General features: G+C 65.5%; 22 protein-coding genes. 13 read left to right on the plus strand and 9 right to left on the minus strand.

Going from position 1 to position 20,189, the window contains the following annotated elements:
• Positions 1-164: 164 nt before the first annotated feature.
• The gene (locus ACQP1T_RS16100; RefSeq protein ID WP_433761123.1) at positions 165-962 is read right to left on the minus strand and encodes an SAM-dependent methyltransferase; all 798 of its coding nucleotides are present in this window, start codon (positions 960-962) and stop codon (positions 165-167) included.
• 360 nt (positions 963-1,322) lie between these two features.
• Between ACQP1T_RS16100 and ACQP1T_RS16105 the strand changes: the two genes are divergently transcribed.
• A complete protein-coding gene (locus tag ACQP1T_RS16105) occupies positions 1,323-1,547 on the plus strand; it encodes a DUF397 domain-containing protein (RefSeq protein WP_085998535.1) in 225 nt (74 codons plus the stop codon).
• Positions 1,548-1,633: 86 nt separating this feature from the next.
• Positions 1,634-2,521, plus strand: a complete 888-nt coding sequence (locus tag ACQP1T_RS16110) for a helix-turn-helix domain-containing protein (protein WP_433761124.1) — start codon at positions 1,634-1,636, stop codon at positions 2,519-2,521.
• A gap of 6 nt (positions 2,522-2,527) precedes the next feature.
• Here the strand turns inward: ACQP1T_RS16110 and ACQP1T_RS16115 are convergent, their stop codons facing one another.
• Together ACQP1T_RS16115 and ACQP1T_RS16120 are read right to left on the minus strand one after the other, a co-directional pair.
• Positions 2,528-3,475, minus strand: coding sequence for a carbohydrate kinase family protein (locus tag ACQP1T_RS16115; RefSeq protein WP_433761126.1), 948 nt, complete (start codon positions 3,473-3,475; stop codon positions 2,528-2,530).
• A complete protein-coding gene (locus ACQP1T_RS16120) occupies positions 3,466-4,140 on the minus strand; it encodes a class II aldolase/adducin family protein (protein ID WP_433761128.1) in 675 nt (224 codons plus the stop codon). The genes ACQP1T_RS16115 and ACQP1T_RS16120 overlap by 10 nt, the downstream gene beginning before the upstream one ends.
• 54 nt (positions 4,141-4,194) lie before the next feature.
• Here ACQP1T_RS16120 and ACQP1T_RS16125 point away from each other — a divergent pair, with 54 nt between their 5' ends.
• The gene (locus ACQP1T_RS16125) at positions 4,195-4,833 is read left to right on the plus strand and encodes a TetR family transcriptional regulator (RefSeq protein ID WP_433761130.1); all 639 of its coding nucleotides are present in this window, start codon (positions 4,195-4,197) and stop codon (positions 4,831-4,833) included.
• A 53-nt stretch (positions 4,834-4,886) separates the two neighbouring features.
• On the opposite strand, the gene ACQP1T_RS16130 is transcribed toward ACQP1T_RS16125, so the two are convergent.
• The 5 genes from ACQP1T_RS16130 to ACQP1T_RS16150 form a co-directional block, all read right to left on the minus strand.
• Positions 4,887-5,114: a hypothetical protein gene (locus ACQP1T_RS16130; RefSeq protein ID WP_364379944.1), complete on the minus strand. Its 228-nt coding sequence runs from the start codon at positions 5,112-5,114 to the stop codon at positions 4,887-4,889.
• Between the two features lie 311 nt (positions 5,115-5,425).
• The gene (locus ACQP1T_RS16135; protein WP_040700936.1) at positions 5,426-5,728 is read right to left on the minus strand and encodes a putative quinol monooxygenase; all 303 of its coding nucleotides are present in this window, start codon (positions 5,726-5,728) and stop codon (positions 5,426-5,428) included.
• 32 nt (positions 5,729-5,760) lie between these two features.
• Positions 5,761-6,456: an SDR family oxidoreductase gene (locus ACQP1T_RS16140; RefSeq protein ID WP_433761132.1), complete on the minus strand. Its 696-nt coding sequence runs from the start codon at positions 6,454-6,456 to the stop codon at positions 5,761-5,763.
• A gap of 83 nt (positions 6,457-6,539) precedes the next feature.
• Positions 6,540-7,040: a DUF2599 domain-containing protein gene (locus ACQP1T_RS16145; protein WP_433761134.1), complete on the minus strand. Its 501-nt coding sequence runs from the start codon at positions 7,038-7,040 to the stop codon at positions 6,540-6,542.
• Between the two features lie 112 nt (positions 7,041-7,152).
• Positions 7,153-7,419: a hypothetical protein gene (locus ACQP1T_RS16150; RefSeq protein WP_433761136.1), complete on the minus strand. Its 267-nt coding sequence runs from the start codon at positions 7,417-7,419 to the stop codon at positions 7,153-7,155.
• 354 nt (positions 7,420-7,773) lie between these two features.
• On the opposite strand from ACQP1T_RS16150, the gene ACQP1T_RS16155 reads away from it, so the two are divergent.
• The 7 genes from ACQP1T_RS16155 to ACQP1T_RS16185 all read left to right on the plus strand — a co-directional run bounded on the left by ACQP1T_RS16155 (position 7,774) and on the right by ACQP1T_RS16185 (position 15,043).
• Complete coding sequence (locus ACQP1T_RS16155) at positions 7,774-8,952, plus strand: lipase family protein (RefSeq protein ID WP_433762226.1); 1,179 nt, start codon at positions 7,774-7,776, stop codon at positions 8,950-8,952.
• A gap of 205 nt (positions 8,953-9,157) precedes the next feature.
• Positions 9,158-10,576 (plus strand): lipase family protein, encoded by a 1,419-nt coding sequence (locus ACQP1T_RS16160; protein ID WP_433761137.1) that lies wholly within the window; start codon positions 9,158-9,160, stop codon positions 10,574-10,576.
• 97 nt (positions 10,577-10,673) lie between these two features.
• Positions 10,674-11,699: a fused (3R)-hydroxyacyl-ACP dehydratase subunits HadA/HadB gene (locus ACQP1T_RS16165; protein WP_433761139.1), complete on the plus strand. Its 1,026-nt coding sequence runs from the start codon at positions 10,674-10,676 to the stop codon at positions 11,697-11,699.
• A 115-nt stretch (positions 11,700-11,814) separates the two neighbouring features.
• The gene (locus ACQP1T_RS16170; protein WP_433761140.1) at positions 11,815-12,756 is read left to right on the plus strand and encodes a helix-turn-helix domain-containing protein; all 942 of its coding nucleotides are present in this window, start codon (positions 11,815-11,817) and stop codon (positions 12,754-12,756) included.
• Positions 12,757-12,892: 136 nt separating this feature from the next.
• Positions 12,893-13,735: an SAM-dependent methyltransferase gene (locus tag ACQP1T_RS16175; protein WP_433761143.1), complete on the plus strand. Its 843-nt coding sequence runs from the start codon at positions 12,893-12,895 to the stop codon at positions 13,733-13,735.
• 55 nt (positions 13,736-13,790) lie between these two features.
• Positions 13,791-14,438, plus strand: coding sequence for a TetR/AcrR family transcriptional regulator (locus ACQP1T_RS16180; protein ID WP_433761145.1), 648 nt, complete (start codon positions 13,791-13,793; stop codon positions 14,436-14,438).
• Complete coding sequence (locus ACQP1T_RS16185; protein ID WP_433761148.1) at positions 14,435-15,043, plus strand: Rv1733c family protein; 609 nt, start codon at positions 14,435-14,437, stop codon at positions 15,041-15,043. Before ACQP1T_RS16180 ends, ACQP1T_RS16185 begins: the two co-directional genes overlap by 4 nt.
• Before the next feature lie 202 nt (positions 15,044-15,245).
• Here ACQP1T_RS16185 and ACQP1T_RS16190 read toward each other — a convergent pair whose 3' ends face one another.
• Positions 15,246-16,796, minus strand: a complete 1,551-nt coding sequence (locus tag ACQP1T_RS16190; RefSeq protein ID WP_433761150.1) for an acyl-CoA carboxylase subunit beta — start codon at positions 16,794-16,796, stop codon at positions 15,246-15,248.
• A gap of 393 nt (positions 16,797-17,189) precedes the next feature.
• Here ACQP1T_RS16190 and ACQP1T_RS16195 point away from each other — a divergent pair, with 393 nt between their 5' ends.
• From ACQP1T_RS16195 to ACQP1T_RS16205, 3 genes are read left to right on the plus strand one after another with little or no spacing between them, the layout of a single operon-like run.
• The gene (locus tag ACQP1T_RS16195) at positions 17,190-18,161 is read left to right on the plus strand and encodes a transcriptional regulator (protein ID WP_433761153.1); all 972 of its coding nucleotides are present in this window, start codon (positions 17,190-17,192) and stop codon (positions 18,159-18,161) included.
• Between the two features lie 45 nt (positions 18,162-18,206).
• Positions 18,207-19,157: an acyl-ACP desaturase gene (locus tag ACQP1T_RS16200; protein ID WP_433761154.1), complete on the plus strand. Its 951-nt coding sequence runs from the start codon at positions 18,207-18,209 to the stop codon at positions 19,155-19,157.
• Complete coding sequence (locus tag ACQP1T_RS16205) at positions 19,154-20,164, plus strand: alpha/beta hydrolase (RefSeq protein WP_433761156.1); 1,011 nt, start codon at positions 19,154-19,156, stop codon at positions 20,162-20,164. The genes ACQP1T_RS16200 and ACQP1T_RS16205 overlap by 4 nt, the downstream gene beginning before the upstream one ends.
• Positions 20,165-20,189: the final 25 nt, after the last annotated feature.

Raw genomic sequence — 20,189 nt, forward strand, 5'->3', positions numbered from 1 at the left:
GTGGTGACGCCGGCGCGAACTCCCTGCGTACCTCCCCGATTCTGGTTCCGAGTTTAGGCTGTCGGCACTTACAGATGCAAGTACATTTGCACGAACGACCAATAGAAATATGAACGGCGGTCCTCGACCGGTTGGTCGATGACCGCCGTTGTGTCGCTTGCGCTTTAAGGCTTGCGCGCGACCGCGCCGTAGGCGGAGATCGGCCGGACCTCGCCGACCTCGGCGGCATCGGTGCGCCACTGGGTGATCGAGACGAATCCGGGCTCGACCAAATCCAAACCGTCGAAGACGGCGCGGATTTCGGCCTGGGGTCGGGGAACATACGGTACGCCGCCGGTGCCGGTGTAGTTCTCACACAGCGTCACGTATTCCTTGCTGTCGTCGGTGCCGTCCCACATGACCAGGAAGCTGCCCGAGGGCACCGCGGCCAGCACCGTGCGCACGATGCGCAGCAACTCGTCATAGGACTTGGCATGGCCGAGCACGCCCATGAACATCACGCCGATCGGCTCATTGAAATTGAGCACGTTGCGGGCGTCGGCGATGATCTGCTCCGGATCGTGGTAATCGCAATCGACATAAGTGGTTACGCCCTCGGGGGTTGTGCTGGTGAGCAGCGCCCGCGCCATGGTGAGGACCAGTGGATCGTTGTCGACGTAGACGATCTTCGACTCGGGCGCGACGCCCTGGGCGACCTCATGGGTGTTCTGCATGGTCGGCAGGCCGGTGCCGATATCGAGGAACTGACGGATGCCCTCCTCGCCCGCCAGATAGCGCACCGCGCGAATGAGGAACTGGCGCGATTGCACGGCCATGGTGGTGATGTCCGGATCCACCTCGACGCCGGCATCACCAGCGATCCGGTCGATTTCGTAATAGTCCTTGCCGCCCATCCAGTAGTTCCAGATGCGCGCGGAATGGGGGATATCGGTCCGGATGAGCGGGGCTTGATCGTCGGACATGGGGCTGGACTCCTCGGCGAGCTGATAAACGGTGAACCGGACTGCTCAGGCGGCGGGTGTCGCGATTGGCTGGCACGGCCGATGTGCACTGTGACAGTACAAGATTCGCCTCGACTCGACCGGCGGGATCGAGTAGTCGATCACGCGTTTCCGACGCATCGCACGCAGCCGCCGACAGCACTCGCGTAACGCGTTGAACAGGCGTCACGAACAGGACCGGCAGGTCTGAATTCTTTTGTGCCACAGGGGGGAGCTTCGTGATATCTTGCAGATGTAGGTGCAAATGCAAGAACGTTTGAGCGCACATCTGCAAAGCCGCTCGAGCGTACATCTCACACTGGAAGCCGAGGAGTGGGGAAGATGTTCGACACCGGTACACCCAAGATCAAAGGCGCGTGGCGCAAGAGCTCGTTCAGCGGTCCGTCGGGCGGTAACTGCGTCGAGGTCGCCGAGGCGTCGGATGGTTCGATCGCCGTTCGCAATTCACGCGACCCGGAAGGTGGCATCCTGTTCTACACTCGACCGGAGATCGACGCGTTCGTGCGCGGCGCGAAGGCCGGGGAGTTCGACGACCTGACTAGCTGAGCGGTAACATAGGCGATCGGTGCGGTGTGTTTCGACGTGGTGTTTGTGACACACTGTGGTCAAACCCGAGTATCGGAGATGACTTCATGATCGCAGAACCCGATGACGACGGTCGTGTGCAATCGGTTGTAGTGGAACGTGGTCCGACCGTATTGCGGATCGCGCTGGGTGGGCAGTTGCGTGACCTCAGGGTGAAGAACGGCATCACTCGTGAGGCCGCAGGTGACGCCATCCGCGGTTCACACGCCAAGATCAGTCGTCTCGAGTTGGGCCGCACCGGTTTCAAGGAACGCGATATCCGCGACCTGCTGACCCTGTACGGCGTCGATGACGCCGAGGAGCGGGAGCGTTTTCTTGATCTGGCCCGGCAGGCGAACGAACCAGGCTGGTGGCATCGCTACAGCGATCTGCTGCCGTCCTGGTTCGGCACCTATCTCGGCTTGGAGCAGGCCGCGACCAAAATCCGTACCTACGAGGCGCATCTGGTGCCCGGGTTGCTGCAGACGCCCGAATATGCCAGGGCCGTAATGTCACTCGGTTACGAGGATGCCGATATGGATCGCCGCGTGCAGGTCCGGATCCGTCGGCAGGAGGTGCTGCGTCGGGCCGATCCGCCGATCATCTGGGCGATCATCGATGAGGCCGCGCTGCATCGGCCGGTCGGTGGGTCCCGGGTGCACCGCGAGCAGATGGAACACCTCATCGAGTTGGCGGAACTACCGAATGTCACGGTGCAGGTCCTGCCGTACTCGGCGGGCGAGCATGCGGCCGCGGGCAGTTCGTTCAGCATCTTGCGTTTCGCTGAGACCGAGCTGCCCGACATCGTCTATCTCGAACATCTGACCAGTGCCCTGTACCTGGATCGGAAACAGGATCTGGCGCTGTACCTCTCGGTCATGGACCGGCTGAGTGTGCAGGCCGAGGCGCCCGGCGAGTCGCTGAAGATCCTCGCCGAGTACGCCAAGAACGCCTGAATATCGCTATCGTCCCGGCTCGTTCGGGGCGATAGTGCTCGTTTCGGCTGCGAACGCGTCCGCGGCGGCAAGATCGAAATCGCCGTGGTCACTGCCGAGTCCGCGGGCGACCAGAGCGGCGACCGCATTGCCGAGTATCGCGGCAGCACGCAGATTTCGCCCGAGTGCGATCGCCCGGATGAAACCGGCGGAGAAGGCGTCGCCGCAGCCGGTCGTATCGACGACGTCGACGGCGAATGCGGGGATGTGCTGATGGTTGTCTGGGCCGACGAGTAGGGTGCCGTCGGCGCCCCGGGTGATCGCGAGAATGCTTGCGCCCGCGTCTTTGAGCACTTCGCAGCCCGCCATCAGATCAGTGGTACCGGTGAAGCCGAGCACCTGTTCGTCATTCGGGAGAAAGTAGTCGGTATGCGGGAGAACCTCGGCGATGGCGTCGAGGCTGCCCAACGTGCCTGGCGCGATCAGATCGACCGAGGTGCTGACACCATTGTCCTTGGCGTGGCGCAGGATTCGCGCGGCATCGGCCGCGCCGATCAGTTCCGGACCGCCGAGGTGCAGATGGTCGGCGGCGGCCAATGCGGCCCAATCGATATCGTCGAGGGTGTAGAACGGGTTGGCGCCCAACAGATGCAGGCTGGGGCGCTCGGCATTGGGGCGGATCGGCAGCACCGACGACGAGGTGGGTTGGTCTTCCTTGCGCACCACCAGTTTCGTATCGACGCCCGCCTTGGCGAGCAACCCGAGCAAGATATCGCCGGAAGTGTCCGCGCCGATCGCCCCCGCGGTTCGTACGCTCGCGCCGAGTTTGGCCAGTGTCAGCGCGGTGCCCGCGGCTGTCCCCGCGGGGGTGATGCGAATGTCTTCGACCAGTGCGGTCTGCTGGCCATCGGGTATGGCCGCGACGGGGCGGACCAGAATATCCAAAACATGTGCGCCCAAAGCGATTACGTGCATTCGATGTCCTTCTCCAGCGGTTTGCGGGTGCCGTATCCGGTGCGCAGCGCCACCTCGACGACCGCGGCCTGCTGCTGTTCGGTGAGCTCGCGCGGCCTGCCGATGGATATCGCGTCCAGATATAGGGCGCAGGCCCACTCCAGCAGCAGCGCTGATTCGACGGCCTGGTCCAGCGACGCGCCGACGGTGACCGCGCCGTGATTGGCCATCAACGCAGACTGCCTGCCCCGCAACGCCGTTCGCACCGCATCGGCGAGTTCGACGGTGCCGAAGGGATGGAACGGGACAACCCTCGTCGCACCGCCCAGCAGCAGTTGCTGGTAGTGGATGACGGGCAGCTCGTCCAGCACACAGGCGATGGCCGTCGCCTTGGGCGCATGGGTGTGCACGACCGCCTGCGTGTCGTAGGTGCGATAGATGTCGAGGTGCAAACCCAATTCGGAGGTGGGTGCGTAGCGTCCCGCGACCACCTGGCCCGACAGGTCGACCACGGTGACGTCCTCGGCGGTGACCTGCGCGAGCACCGCACCGGTGGCCGTGACGGCGACCAGATCACCACAGCGCAGGCTCACATTGCCCGCGGTGCCGATCAGCAACCCGTGCGCGGCCAGGCGCTGACAGGCCGTCGCTACCTGGGCGCGTTCGCTTGGTGCGATCGTGGTCATCTGGATACTCTACCCAAACCTGAATATGATTCACGTTACCTTCGGAGGTGATCCGTGCCGATCCGTGCACTACCCGAGGCGAGCCTGCGTCGCGTGCCGATTCAGGCGCGCAGTCGGGAGCGGTTGGCGCGGGTCCTCGAGGTGGCCGATCGACTGATCGCCACGGAGGGCGTCGAGGCGCTGACCATGATCAGAGTGGCTGCGGAGGCACGGATTTCGGTGGGCTCGCTGTATCAGTACCTGCCGGATCGCGATGCCGTCATCGAAACCCTCGCCGCGGCCTATATCGAGCAATTGGAGGCCAAGGCGGCCCTGCTACTCGAGCTCGCGCGCGGAGAGCGCTGGGAAGATCCGATCGGCATCCTGGTGGACGCGTTCGCCCAGGTCTACCGGGACGAGCCCGGCTTCCGCGCGCTGTGGTTCGGCAAGGATTTCAACGAGGCCGCACGGGCCGCCGATCGTGAGCACAAGCGCCGGATGGCGGTGACGCTGCGTGAGGTCATGCTCGCCCAGGGCGCCGTCGCCGATATCGAAGGACTCGATATCGCTTGCCGCGCCGCCCATCTCATGGGCGATGCCGTCCTCCAGGAGGCGTTCCGATCCGATCCCGATGGCGATCCGAATCTGTTGCGTGAGGCCAAGGTCGCACTGCGGGCCTATACGGCACAGTGGTCATCGCCGACCGAGGCGTAACGCAATTCGGTTGCGCTGCTACATCATTGGACGCAGTGGTCGGTGCTCACCGATCACTGCTTGATGAAGCTGGAGGCGATGCGCCAGAAGGTCGCTGGCTGTAGGGTCTCGAGATCCCAGTCGTCGGCCATCGCATGCGCGGTGGTGACGATCCGGTCGATATCGAAATCGTGTCGAGTAGCCGCACCGGTTGACTCGACGGCATCGATGACGAAAGCGACTGCGGTTTCTCGCGAGTACGCGGTACTGCGCTGTCCGCTTCGGGTCGACGGTGTGCTCATAGTTGTTATACCGTTCGCTGGCTGGTCGGCCAGTGCGGCTTCGGCGATTCCGAGCCGGCCGCCGTGAAGTGGTTGGTCCATTCGAACACCCCTTACCTGTGGCGGCAGCAAACCTCTGGCGACATCGGCCCTCGGTTCACCCACGCGGCCTCCCCTGGTTGTCCCCTGTAATGCCTTGCGGGACTGAGTTTAGGTCGGTGTGCCTTTCATTTGCAAGCACATCTGCACGATCGATTGTGCGTTCGCAGTTGGGTTTTCGCATCTGCTAATCATCCGCGAACGGGCGCGGGTGCGTGGCGAATTCGGCGCGATCATTTCGCGTTGATCACCACATCGGTGCTGTAGTGAACCTGAGTGCCGGGCTCCACATATCGGTCGGCCGCGCAGCGCCAGGCCAGGAAATGCTCGGTGAAACGGTGCGCTTCGGCGGCCTCCTCATCGATATAGACCTGGTAGAGGAAAAACCGATGCGGATCCACGCGGTCGGCGCACACATCGAATCGCAGGCAACCGGGTTCCTCGCGCACCGATGCGGCGGCACTGCGACTTACCACATCGAGGAATTCGCCACGGGATCCGGGTCGCAGCTTCAGGGAAGTGATACGGCTGAACACGGTTACGTTCTCCAATCTAGCGGCGAAAAATATCAATCGGTAAGTGCGGCACCGCCTTCGGCGATTATCTGGCTACCGATTTCCGAGACCGCGCGTGTTACTGGAGTGTCACCTGCGACGAGCTCCAAGGTGGTGTGCGCGGTCTGTGGCGCGGGCAGAATTTCGGCGAGCACGGCGGCGACATCGGCACGGGCGACGCTGCCGTAGGGCAGTGGCGGCGTGCTCAGCAGAACCCGATCGGTCGCGGCGGTATCGAGCAGGCGGCCGGGGCGCAGGATCGTCCAATCCAGATCGCGGGCACGCAGATCGTCCTCGGCCTGAGTCTTGGCATCGATATAGGCGGCCCAGACCTCATCGGTACCGGGTGCGGGCGGCTTACCCGCGCCCATGGTGGAGATCTGCACGAACCGCCGGACCCCGGCCGCCTCGGCGGCATCGGCCAACAGCACCGAACCGTCCCTGTCCACCGTGTACTTGCGGGCCGCACCGCTGCCCGCTCCCGCGCCCGCGGCGAAAATCACGGCGTCGGAGCCTTTTGCGACGGCGGCGAGCTCGGCCACCGTGCTGTACTCGAGATCGAAGACGACCGGCCGTGCGCCGGTGGCCGCGACCTCGTCCGCATGTTCGGCATTGCGGATGAGGCTATCGACCTCGTCGCCGCGCCCGGTGAGTATTTCGCCGAGCAGTAGTGCGATCTTCCCGTGTCCGCCTGCGATGACGACGCGCATGTGGGTCCTTTCGGGGCCGTAGCGATTGCTTGCAGGTCGCTCGAAATGGTCAGTAGCGATTGCTTGCAGGTCGCTCGAAATGGTCAGCGTTCGGGTCCTCCGGGGTTACACGACGCCTGGACGGTGGCCTGATAGCCGACCGCCGGACGCCAGGGTTCGAGATTCCAGCTCTCCTTGTTGGGCTGCACCATGCGCGCCCAGACCCAGTGACAGACGAACTGGTCACGCATCCCGGGCGTATCCGCGTCGGGGGAGTCGGTGAGTATCTCCTGCCACGCCCGTTCCTCGGTATTCGGGAAGGCCTCGCGCCGCCCGGCCTCGGTGGGGTAGACCAGCAGCCGTGCGCCGTCGACGCCCTCGGTCCAGGTGGTGTGGTCGATGAGCGGCATACCGGCGTAGGGATCGACGCTCGGTAGTGCGGCAAGGGGAGTGGTGGATGCGAGTGCGGCCGCAGTCGGCGTCGTAGTCGTCGCCGCGGCCGACGGTGTCTCGTCGGAGCCGCACGCCGTGACGGCCGGGACCAGCGCGCCGCAGCACAGCAGCACGGCACTCCATCGTGCCCGTCCGGTAGTCCGCTGGGTCAACGTCGATCCTCCCGCATGGTGTCCACCATCCGAGAGTAGTCATCGAGCGGCGGCGCAACAGCCATACCGGGAAGGCCGCCCGGTGGTTACGGCAGCGGTGCCACCGCCGCCGTCAGTGCCACAGCGAGCGGCACGGCAGTCGGCGCAGTCCTGGTCGCACCTTGCTGTCGACCGTCACGGTAAGCCCGGCGTTGACCGCGGCGGAGGTGAATTCCCAGGCCTCGGTCCGGGTGGCGGCGTACTCGAGAACGAGTGCGTCCTCCGGGGTCGGGCCGTCGAAGTAGACGGTGACCCGTCGCGTCGGTGGATCCTGGATATCCATCGGATACACCGAGTCTCGCTCGGTGGAGTCTGTTCCAGTTTTTACAGTGCCGTCCATGCCACCGTCTCCTTCCGACCCGACTAGCCGTGTCGATAGGTGCGACGGTAGGTCGCGCACCGTGGTGTAGAACGTGGTCCGTCGATCGACTGGACATGTCACAGGCACGACACCTCGCGATCGGAGACAGTCACGACGGCGCCCGGCTACCGACCACTGTTCGGCATGGCGAGAGTTGTGATTTCTCAAAACATTTCGCTTGCCCTTTGCCTTCGCGACGGTCACGGTCGACTATGTTCGCAACGTTGGACCAAACTCTCTCCCGGAGGCAATACGTCGATGAGGCAGGCCCTGCGTAGACCGATTCGCGCACTCCGCGCCGTGATTCGGGCGACCGGCAAACAGTCGCTGGCCATGGCGATCGGTCTGCTGATGGTGCTGACGGCGACGGCGGGCGCCGCGCACACCGCACCCTTGTATCCCGCCCCTGATCCCGACCCCTTCTATGCGACCCCGCCCGATCTGGCGGGTATGAAACCCGGTGATGTGATCGCGACGCGGATGATGCCGCCGCTGGCGATCTTCCCGGATACCACCGTGACCGTCGTGCGCTTCCGGTCCACCAGCTCCGAAGGTCGGCCGATCGCGGCGACCACCACGGTGCTCACCCCCAAGGCGCACGCCCCTGACGGCCCCTTGCTCTCCTACCAGCACATCATCAACGGCCTCGGCGCCGAGTGCTCGGTATCGCGGGTGCTCTATACCGGCGATCCGAACCTCGTCGTCCGGGAGGCGCCGGGCTGGAATGTGCTGCTCTCGCGCGGCTGGAGCGTCGCGCTGCCGGATCACCTCGGGCCGAATTTCGCCTACGGCGCCGCCAAATTGGGCGGCATGATCACCCTCGACGGTATCCGCGCGGTGCAGCAGGTCGACGAATTGCGGGTGCAGAAGAGTCCGGTCTCGATGGTCGGGTACTCCGGCGGCGGCATGGCGACCGCATGGGCGGCCGCGCTCGCGCCCGAGTACGCGCCGGACCTGGAGATCGCCGGGGCCGCGATGGGCGGTGTGCCGATGAATCTGGTGACCATGCTGGAGACCCTCGGCTTGAACTCGCATCCGGTCTTCGGGCTCGCGCTGGCTGCCGGACTCGGGCTGGAGCGGGAGTATCCGGACCGCTTCCCGCTCAGCGACCAACTCAACGAGCGCGGCCTCAACGCACGGGCCGCGATCGCCAACAGTTGCACCAATGACATCCTGGCCGCGGGCGCCGGGCGCGGGGCGTTGGACTTCGCCAAGTCGACCTCGATGATCAACGATGCCACCGCCCGCGCCGTGGTCGAGGAGAACAGCCTCGAACTCTACGACGGTGTGCCGAAAACGCCGATCTTCGAATGGCATTCGCCGATCGATGGACTCATTCCCGTCGATGCGGTGGTCAATACCGATAAGCGCTGGTGCGCGGCCGGGGCGCGGGTGCAGTCCGAGCAGATCCCGGTACCCGACCATCTCACCGCTGCGGTCCTGGGCATTCCGGCGGCGCTGAATTGGTTGGACGCGCGATTCCGAGGGGAGGTCGCACCGAGCAACTGTTGATGCGCATTGCCGGACAAGCGGATTCGGCTCGGATTGTTGCGATTCGGCGACGTGACACACACAACTCGGGCACGGCGGGGTCTCCGGGCGAGCCGCCTCGGTTAGCCTGACTTCCTGGCCTCGGCACTCAGGGGCATTTCGGGAGTCGAAGGCACCACAAACCCGGGCGCCAGGGAACCCGACTTCCACCCTGGGGCGTGTGTTGATGAGCTGCCTGCGTGTCATTGTTTTCACGCTGTTACTGGTGTGTCCGGTCGCGATGGGGGAGGCGGCGGCCGAACCGCCGCCCGCACCGGCCCCGCCCGCGATTCCCGGTCTGCCCGCATTGCCGATTCCGATCGATGCCGCTTCGATACTGCCGGATCTGCAGCAGTGGATCGATAGCGTCATCCCGCCGCCGCCGATCGCTGCCGGGCCGCATCTTTCGGGTCCGATGCAGGAGGCGACCACCCTGTCCCCGGCGTTGGCCGCCCTGCGTCAGGCCTCGGCGCCGAGCGCCATCGGCGACCCGATCTTCGACACCTGGCCCGCCGATCTGGACGATTACGCGCCGGGTGAGCTCGTGGAGGTGCGCGATGTGAGCGCGACGGCCGCGCCGCTGGTGCTGGTGCCGATGCGGCAGGCGCTGCTGCTGAAATATCGCACCACCGATTCGCAGGGCGCGGCCTCGTTTGCCACCGCCACATTGATCATTCCGGCCACCACATGGCCCGGTCCGGGTAGCCGGCCGGTCGTGGTCAACAACCTGCCGATCGACGCGCTCGGCCGGGACTGCACGCCGAGCTACACCTTCTCGCACGGCTGGTCACGCAATACCAGCATCACCGACTTCCTGCCGCCCACAACGCAATTGGCGGCATTGCGCGGATACGCGGTGCTGATTCCGGACCACGAGGGACCGTGGATGGCCTACGCGGAGCCCTACGTCGCCGGACATGCCGTGCTCGATGCCATCCGCGCGGTGCGCGGACTGCGCCCCGACGAATTCGGCGACAGCCGATTCGGTATGACCGGCTACTCCGGCGGCGCCATCGCCACCAAGGGCGCGGTGAAGCTGATCGACAGCTATGCGCCGGAGTTGGCCGGATCGATCGTCGGCGCCGCGCTCGGCGGTGTGCCCGCCGATTACGAAATCCTCGGGCGCAGCATGAACGGCAACCTCGCCTCGGGTGTTTTCCTGGCCGCGACCTTCGGCGTCGGCCGGGAGCGTCCGACGATCCTGGCCAGTATGAACAATCTGGCGCAGTGGGCGGCGACCTCACCGCTGAAAGACCTGTGCGGCAGCGTATTCGGTGCGGTCGGGTTGCTGATGCTGCCCATCGATATCGCCGCCAAGATTCCGGATCCGCTGCATTCGGAGGTCGCCACCGAGATCTACGATGTGACGCGCATGGCGGACATGAAGTCCGCGACACCGCTCTACATCTACAACGGCGAGCAGGAATTCTGGATTCCGGCCGAGGGCGCGCGCAACCTCTACCACGAGCAGTGCGGCCTCGGTGTCTCGGCCGTGTATCGCAGCGTCCTCGGTGAACACATCATCGCCGGGGCACTCGGCTATCCGGAGGCGATGGTCTGGCTGGATCAGCGCCTGCGGGGCGTGCCCGCGCCCGATGAGTGCTGAGGAATCTATAGCAATCGTCTATTGGTGTTGCGCCTGGTGTCGGGGTCGCGATGTATGACACGTGACGTTTTTGAGTGGATCCGAACAGGCAAGAGCGATGGTGGGGCGCCACTATCGGATGTCCGACCATTACGAGGTCGGGCGAGAGAAGATCCGCGAATTCGCCAGGGCGGTTCGCGGCTTCCATCCCGCACATCGGTATGAAGAGGCGGCGTGGGAACTCGGCTATGACGGGCTCGTCGCACCACCCACCTTCTCCTCGATCATCTGGCTGCTGCTCCAACGCACGATGTTCGATTCGGTGCTGACCGGTTACGACATCAGCCAGGTGCTGCAGACCGAGCAGAGCATCCGGGCGCACCGACCGCTCGTCGCCGGAGACCAACTGCGCTGCGACACCTATGTCGAATCGTTCCGGCAATTCGGCGATATGGATTTCATGGTCATCCGGAATGTGCTGACCAACCAGTACAAGGAACGCCTGCAGACCGCGCACACCACCGTGGTGGCGCACACCGGCGCCGAAGTGGCCACCGAACTGGTCACCGCGGTCGACGGCGTCATCATGAGCGGTGAGGCGCTGTCCCATCGGCAGGACACGACCCGGCGGCCGGAGCACGCCTTGGACGGCGGCATGATCGAATGCTTCGACGACGTTCTGCCCGATGGCGCTGCGGACGAGACCCCGGTGCGGATGCCGTGCGGCATGGAGTTCGACGAGCTGCGGGTCGGCGCCGAACTACCCACCCGCGTCATGCCGCTCTCGCGCGGTGATCTGGTGAATTATGCTGGGGTATCAGGTGATTCGAATCCGATCCACTTCAGCGAGCATGTCGCGGTCGCCGCGGGGCTGCCCGGTGTGGTCTCGCACGGCCTGCTGACCATGGGCCTCGGCGCGAGCTATCTCACCGACTGGCTCGGCGATCCGGCCGCGATCAGCGAATACGGTGTGCGGTTCGCTGGATTCGCACCGGTCTCGGCGACTCGGCACTGCGAGGTCGAATTCCGCGGCCGCGTCAAGGCGTTGGATCCGGATCGCCGCGCGGCGACCCTCGCGCTCACCGCGATCTCCGACGGTCGCAAGCTGTTCGGCCGGGCGACCGCGGAGGTGCTACTGCGCTGACCGACGATGCTGGACCGCAGATATTCGGGAATGTGCTTGCAGATGTACGAATGTTTGTGGAAATGGGGCATTTTGGTTCTAGTGGGTTGCGGTTATTTCATGGCAGACTTGTCGAATGCGTGCTTCGGAAGTGCGACATTCATTCTCCGGCAAGGATCCTGCTGCCGACGGTGGGCCGACCGTGCTGCGGATGATGCTCGGCAGTCGGATGCGACGGCTGCGCGAGGCCTGCGACATCTCCCGCGAGGACGCGGGCGAGGCGATCCGCGGTTCGCATTCCAAGATCAGCCGACTCGAATTGGGCCGCACCGGTTTCCGGGAACGCGATCTACTCGATCTGCTTACGCTCTACCGAGTCACCGACCCGGAAGAGCGCGAGGAGTTCAAGGAGCTCGCGCGCCAGGCCAACGCCTCGGGCTGGTGGCATCGCGATAGCGACTGGTTGCCGAAGTGGTTCGACACCTATCTCGGACTCGAGCAGGCCGCCAAGCTGATCCGCGGCTACGAGCCGAGGGCGATGCCCGAACTGCTGCAGACCGCCGACTACGCGCGGGCATTGCTGGCCATGGCGCATCCGACCGAATCGGCGGAGGCGATCGCGCGGCGGGTCGCGCTGCGGTTGCGCCGTCAAGAGATCTTGCGTCGCCCGCATCCGCCGCAGTTGTGGCTGATCGTCGAGGAGGCGGCGCTGCGCCGGCCGATCGGCGGGTCGACGGTATGGCGGGCCCAGCTCGAGTATCTGCTGCGCATCGCCGAGGAACCGCACATCACCTTGCAGGTGCTGCCCGATCATGTCGGCGGTCCGGCGCTGGCCGATGGTGCGTTCACCATGTTGCGCTTCGCCGAAGCCGATCTTCCCGACATCGTCTATCTGCAGCAACTCACCAGTGCGCTGTATCTGGACAAGACCGCCGACCTGGACGCGTATCGCGCGGTGGCCAATCAACTATCGGTTCACGCCGCGCCACCCGAATACACCCCTGGATTGCTGCGCGCCCTGTGCGAACGGCACCCGGAGACGCTCGACCATCCAGCCGCGCTCGGCGATTCGCGGTGATCCGCCGAAAACGATAAGCGGGACAATCGAACTCGGCGTGGTGCGGTGCCACGCCTGGTTCGTCAAGTGCGTACGGTGTGATGCCGGGTCTCATACGATAGGAACCGCACAGGTCCCGTGGACGAAGGTGTTGACAATGACCGACGACGCTGCGCCCTCAACTCGGCTCGATCGGGAGATCGATCAGAGCAAACCGAGTATCGCCAGGGTCTACGACTATCTGCTCGGCGGTAAGGACAACTATCTGGTCGACCAGGAGATCGGTGATCACTTCAAGGTGAACCTGCCCGGTTCGGTGGCGATCGCCTTCACCAGCAGGCAGGCGTTGATCCGCGGGGTGCGCGATATGGCACGCGCGGGTATGCGGCAGTTCATCGACTTCGGCAGCGGCCTGCCGACCGCCGACAATGTGCATCAGGTAGCCAAGCGGCACGCCGCCGACGCCCGGGTGGTGTACGTCGACAGCGATCCGATCGTGCTGGCACACGGCCGCGCGCTACTGGCCACCGATAAGAACACCACGGTGATCCAGGCCGACGCCCGCGAGCCCAAATCGATCCGCGATCATCCGGATGTCGCACGGCTGATCGATTTCGACCAGCCGGTCGGCGTCATCTTCAGTTCGATCCTGCACCACTTCAACGACGACGAGGATCCGGCCGCCGTGGTGCGCTTCTGGAACGACCAGATTGCTTCCGGCAGTCACGTATTCATCACGCACTTCCGCTCCGGCCACAACCCGGAAACCACCGCCGCCGAAGAGAAGCTGCAGGCCACCTTCGGCCGCGGCCGCTGGCGCGATACCGAGGAGATCCGCGGCCTCTTCGGCGACCTGGAAGTCCTCGAACCCGATATCGTCCCGTCGGCACAGTGGCGACCGGATGCGCCCGCGGGTGACGCGGCCTCGGTCGGCACCGTCGGCCGCGAGCTCACCGTCTGGGAGCAACTCATCGTCACCGGACTGGCACGAAAGCCCTGACACGAATCACAGCGAACTAATGTCCCGATGAGACAATAGGGCGTAGACTGCCGATATGGGTATCGACGACGAAGTCGACCTCGACGGCCGTCGGCTGCGTACGCTCCGCAGTCGCGCGGCAATGTCGCGCGCCGCATTCGACCTGCTCAACGAGCGTGGGTTGGGTTCGGTGGCCGTCGAGGACATCGCCGAGCGCGCCGGGGTCACCCGGCGGACCTTCAGTCGTCATTTCTCCTCCATCGAGGACGCCGTGCTCGGGGAAATCGACCAGGACGTGCACCTGTTCAACGAGGCGCTGTGCCGCCGCCCCTCGGGTGAATCGCCGCTGGTCGCCTACCACAATGCCCTGCACGACTGGCTGGCCACCGAACATACCGGTCCGAAGGCGGCGCGCTTGGCCCGGCGCTGGGCCCTGTTCCAACGCTTCGAGGCGGAACCGACGCTGGCCGCGGGCTATCAGCGCATTCGGCTGGACGGGCAGCGCGAATCCGTGCGGATCATCGCCGCCAGACTCGGGGTGGATCCCGCGGTGGACCGCCGCCCGGAGGCGGCCGTCGCGGCCGGGACCGGACTGCTCATCGCCGCCCTACAGGCTTGGGGCGCGGGCACCGACACCGCCGGATTACCCGATCTCATCGACACATTCTTCGACACCCTTCACGGGCTGACAGCTGAATTCCAGAGCGAGGTGTCATCGTCATGACCGCAGCAACCGGGTCACCGAGCGTCGTCCGCCGCACCTGCCGCCGGGTCGGCCTGGATCGAAATCCGATGCGCCGCCGCGAGGATCGCCTGCAATTGGCGGTCGCCGCGACGCTCACGCTGTTGTTCCTGATCATCGCCCCGCTGCTGTCGATGGCGGTGGGCGGCCGGATCTATCAGACCGAGGACCGCATCGCGCGGGCCGAGGCGGCGCGGTTGCACGAGGTCGACGCGACGGTGATCGAGGTCGGCAAGGCGCCGCTCTACGCGCCCATCACCCCGGCTCGGGTGCAATGGCGCGACGCCGCCGGTGTCACCCATACCAGCGACTACCAGGCCACCGGATTGGTGAAAGCCGGTGCCGCGGTGAAGATTTGGCTCGACGGCTCGGGTAAGGTCACCGAGCCGCCGTCGAGCACCCGGGCACTGAGCAAGGCGTTGCTGATCAGCACCGGCATGGTCTTCGGGATCGCGGTCTGCTTCGGCTGCGGCTACGCACTGCTGCGCCGAGCCCTCGATCGGCGCAGGGCCCGGCTATGGGAGGCCGAATGGGCCACGGTGGAACGCATCTGGGGCAATCACGGGACGCGTCCGGATCAAGCCTAGGGTGCGAGTGCGGCGCGCCCACTCGGAGTGGGTAGGGACACTCTCGGTGGGCACGCCGCGTACCCGGCTGTCGTGCGGCGAACACGGGTCGGGCACGGATGACGTTATGGCACAGCGGTATCGGGCTGCGCGGCGTGCGACCGAACATCGGATATCACACGACCGACAACCGTTTGCGCTGTGACACAACACAAACCGGGCACTAGACCGGGAACAGGCTGTGCTTGCGCGGGTTGTGCTTGCGCACCGCGCCCTTCTCCCGAAGCAGGCGCAGCGCCCTGCGAATCTCCAGCCGGGTCTGCGAAGGCTCGACCACGGCATCGATGTAACCGCGTTCGGCCGCGGTCCACGGGGTTGCCACAGTGGCGTTGTAGAAATCGATCATCTGCTGGCGGACGGTGGCGCGCTGGTCGGGCGGGGTCGCCTCCAGCTGCCTGCGGCCGATGATGCCGACCATGCTCTCGGCGCCCATGACCGCGATCTGTGCTGTCGGCCAGGCCAGGGCCAGGTCCGCGCCCAGCGGCTTGCAGCCCATCACGGCGTAGCCCCCGCCGTAGGCCTTGCGTGTCACGATCGAGACGATCGGCACGGTGGCCTCGATGACCGCGCGGAAGAACCGGCCACCGCGCTTGATGACGCCATTGCGTTCCTCTTCGAGACCGGGCAGCACACCGGGAGTGTCGACGACGAAGATCAGCGGCAGACCGAAGGCGTCGCACAGCCGGATGAAATATGCCGCCTTATCCGAGCACAGTCCGTCCAGTGCGCCGCCGAGCACCTGCGGCTGGTTGGCCACCACGCCCACACTGCGACCGTCGACCCTGGCGAATCCGGTGATCAGATTCTGGGCGGTACCAGCGCTGACCTCGTGGAAATCGCCGTCGTCGAAAATGCGCAGCAGCACCTCGTGCATGTCGTAACCGGACCGATCGGAATCCGGAATGATCGAGTTCAGCTCGAGGTCGTGGGCGGTGGTCTCCGGCTCCAGGCCCGGATTCACCACCGGAGCCTGCTCGAGGCAGCTCGACGGCAGGTAGCTCAGATAGCTGCGGACCCAGTCGAAGGCGGCCTGCTCGTCGGCGGCGACGTGGTGCACCGTGCCGTTGGCCTGCAGGGCTGCGGCACCACCGAGATCGTCGGCGCTGACCACCTCGCCCGTCACACCCTTGATGACCTCGGGGCCGGTGACGAACATGTACGACTTCTCGGTCGCGACCAGCACATCCATATTGACCGGGCCGTAGACCGAACCGGCCGCGCATTTGCCGAGCATGACCGCGACCATCGGCACGAAGCCGGACAGATCCTCCTGGCGTCGGCACATCAATGCGTACCAGGCCAGCGAGGTCACCGCCTCTTGGATGCGAGCGCCGCCGGAATCGTTGATCGACACCACCGGGCAGGCATTCTCCTGCGCGAACTCCATTGCGGCGGCGACCTTTCGGCCGAACATCTCGCCGACCGAACCGCCGTGCACGGTCTGGTCGTGGGCGATGACGACGACCGGTCGGCCGTCGATATAGCCGCGGCCGGTGACCACACCGTCGCCGTACATGCCGTCGGTGCCGCCGGGCTGGCGCACCAGCGCGCCCATTTCCACGAAGGAGCCGTGGTCGAGCAGCATGCGCACGCGCTCACGCGCACTCGGTATGCCCTTGGTCTTGCGTTTCGCGATACCGGTCTCGCCAGCGGGTTCCTCGGCGAGCTCCAGGATATCCCGGAGTTCCTCCAGCTTTTCTCGCGTGCCGCTCATATGGTCGTATGCCATCCTTCGAACTCGTCGCCATGCGCCGTCCGGGGTCACCGAACGGTACAAGGCGCTCGATGCTATCGGGCACACGACCCGCAGCACGGGGATTCAAAACTTTGTCAGCGGACAGCTCACCGCTGCTGTCCTCGATGCCGTCGGCGGATCGTCGCCGGGCGTTACAGCCGTCGCGCCGGGGTGGCGCACCCGCGTCGGTGTCCCGCCACGGACCCGTCGCACCGACCATATCCGATCATCCGAATTACCGGAAATATTGTGACCGAGAAACGCTCCGCTGCTTGTGATTCCGCCCAAGCTTGTCGTGGTGGTGTGATGACTTTCCTAATTACCGACCGGGTATGCGATTTCTGCTCCGATCACCGCTAGCCTTTCAGAGTCATGGTAGGCAAACAGGCTGGTTCGGGCAGCAAGAGCCTGGAATCGAAACTGGTCGAATATTTGATTTTTCAGGCCCGGCGCGCACAGCGCGAAGATCTCGGTACTATCACGCGCACCTGCCTTGCGGAGGCCGCCCGAGTACTGGAACCGCAGTTGGCTCCGGTCGCCGAGCAGCCCGCGGGGATCACCGGATCGGCCGCCCGCTGGGCACGGGAGGGGGTAGCGCTGGAAACCGTGCTGGACGCCTATCACGATGGCGTGCGCGTCGGGCTGGAATTCCTCGCCGAACACGCGGCAGACGAGGATGCCGAGCAGGTGGCGGCCGCGGCGGGATTGATCGTGCGCGTGCTGGAAATGGTGACGACGGCGACGTCGACGGCTTATCTGGACGAACATCGCCAGGTCGCCAGGGAACAGCAGACCGCCGCACAGACCTTGGTATCGGCGCTGCTCAGCGGGCACGGCGTCGCACGGCTGGCCGGACGCGTCGGTATCAGCGTCGCCGCGTCGTACCAGGTCGTCGCCGTCGCGATTCCCGCGCATCCGGACGAGCGAAGACCCGGCCTCGGCGCGCCGTCCGCGGCCCGCCGGAAGCTGCGCCGGGTCCAGGCGGCGCTGGCGATGCCGCTCGGCTCCCGGGCGCTGTCACTGCTGTCGGATGAGGGCGGCACAGTCCTGGTGCCGATCGACGAGATATCGGCCATGACACCGCTCGCGCTCACGCCGGATGTGCTCGAGCTGGTCAGCGAGGCCGCGGAGGTGCCGCTGACCGCGGTGGTGGCCTCCGGTGAGACCGCGCGGATTCCCGAATTGGCCGAGTCGGCGCAGGAACTGCTCGCCCGACTGCTCGCCGAGGGCCGCCCGCCTGGGCTATATCGGCTGGCCGATCTGCCGGGTTGTGACGGCTTCCAGCCCGGTCGTCGGCCCGTCGTCACCTCGCCCAACGATCGACGAATCACTCGTTCGGCCTGAACCAGCCCACCTATCTTCGGTTCAGGGGTGAACAAAGGAGCACGTGTGACGACCGCCTTGACCGATTTCGATATTCTGCGCGAACTGGAGCCCGTCGCCGAGCGTCATCTCGATGAGCATCTGCGCAAGGCCAAGGCGTGGCACCCACACGATTATGTGCCGTGGGATGACGGCCGGAATTTCGCGGCCATGGGCGGCATCGATTGGGATCCGGAACAATCGAAGCTGTCGGAGGTGGCGCGGATCGCCATGGTGACCAACCTGCTCACCGAGGACAATCTGCCCTCCTATCACCGGGAGATCTCGGAGTCCTTCTCACTGGATGGTGTCTGGGGCACCTGGGTCGGGCGCTGGACGGCGGAGGAAAACCGCCATGCGATCGTCATGCGTGATTATCTGGTGGTCACCCGCGCGGTGGATCCGGTGGCCCTCGAACAGGCCAGAATGGCGCACATGACATCGGGCGTCGCGAAGCCGGAGAAGGGCCCGCAGTTTCTTCGCTCGGTCGCATATGTGACACTGCAGGAACTGGCGACCAGAATAAGTCACAGAAATACCGGAGCCGCCTGTAATGAGCCCATCGCCGAGCGTATGCTGCAACGGATTGCCGCCGACGAGAACCTGCATATGATCTTCTACCGCAACCTCAGTGCCGCCGCCGTCGACCTCGCACCGAACGAGGCCGTGCGCGCGATCACCGATATCGTCACGCGGTTCCAGATGCCCGGCCTCACCCAGCCCAACTTCCGGCGAAACGCGGTCGTACTGGCAAAGAACGGCATCTACGACTTACGTCAGCACCTCGATGTCGTGCTGCGGCCGGTGCTGCGCGCCTGGAAGGTGTTCGAGCGCACCGATCTGTCCGACGACGGCGAACGCGCCCGCGACGAGCTGGGCGCCTTCCTCGACGAGTTGGCAATCAAGGCAACACGTTTCGAGGAGCAGCGCGATCGTGCCGCGGCCAGACAGTCAGAGCGAGCCGCCGTCGTACCATGAGTTTCCGAGCACCGATCACCGCGGCGGCGATGGCCCTCATCGCCGCGCTGACGTCCGCGCCCGCACTCGCGGATCCGCCCGCCGTCGATCCGGGCATGACGCGGACCGGAACGATCAGCATCGAGTCGGTCGGGCCGCGGCATGAGCGCTTCGCCATCGCGTCGGCCGCCATGCGTCGAGTCATCACGGTGGATGTCTTGCGCGGCAGCGGTTCCGGACCGCGTCCCGTGCTGTATCTGCTCGATGGCGTCGACGGCGAGGCGGTCTCCGGATGGCTGACCAAGGGGCGCGCGGCGGAGTTCTTCGCGGATAAACCGGTCGATGTGGTGTTGACCAGTGGTGGCACCGGGAGCATGTACAGCGACTGGATGCGGCGCGACGCCACCCTCGGGCTCAACCGGTGGGAAACCTTTCTCACCGCCGAGCTGCCGCCGATCATCGAGTCGTATCTGAAAACCGATGGGCGGCGGGCGATCGCGGGTGTGTCGATGGGTGCGCAGGCGGCCATGATGCTGGCCCAGCGATATCCCGGGCGATACCGTGCGGTCGCGGGGATGAGTGGATGTTATTCCACCGCGGACGATCTCGGTCGGGCGGTCACCACGATCACCGTCGCCTCGCGCGGCGGCAATGTCGAAAATCTCTGGGGTCCACCCGGATCGCCGGAGTGGAGTGCGCACGACAGCCTGCTCGGCGCCGCACAGCTGCGCGGCACCACGATCTACCTGTCCGCGGCGACCGGCCTGCCGACCGATGCCGACCTGGTCGGGGTTTCGCGCGCGTCCGACCTGGTCGAAGCCTTGAAGACGGCGGGCGGGGGTCTGGCCCTCGAAGCCGGTGCGCGCTCGTGCACCGAGCGCTTCGCCGCACGATTGGCCGAGCTGAATATCCCGGCCAACGTCGACTACGCCCCGACGGGCATGCACACCTGGCCCGACTTCGAGGCCCAACTACCGCGCGTGTGGCGTGTGCTCGCACCGGCGCTCGGCCTACCCGACCCGAACTGATTCGCGACACTCGTCAGCTGGTGAG

The sequence above is a fragment of the Nocardia sp. CA-135398 genome (assembly GCF_050955845.1).
Taxonomy (GTDB): domain Bacteria; phylum Actinomycetota; class Actinomycetes; order Mycobacteriales; family Mycobacteriaceae; genus Nocardia.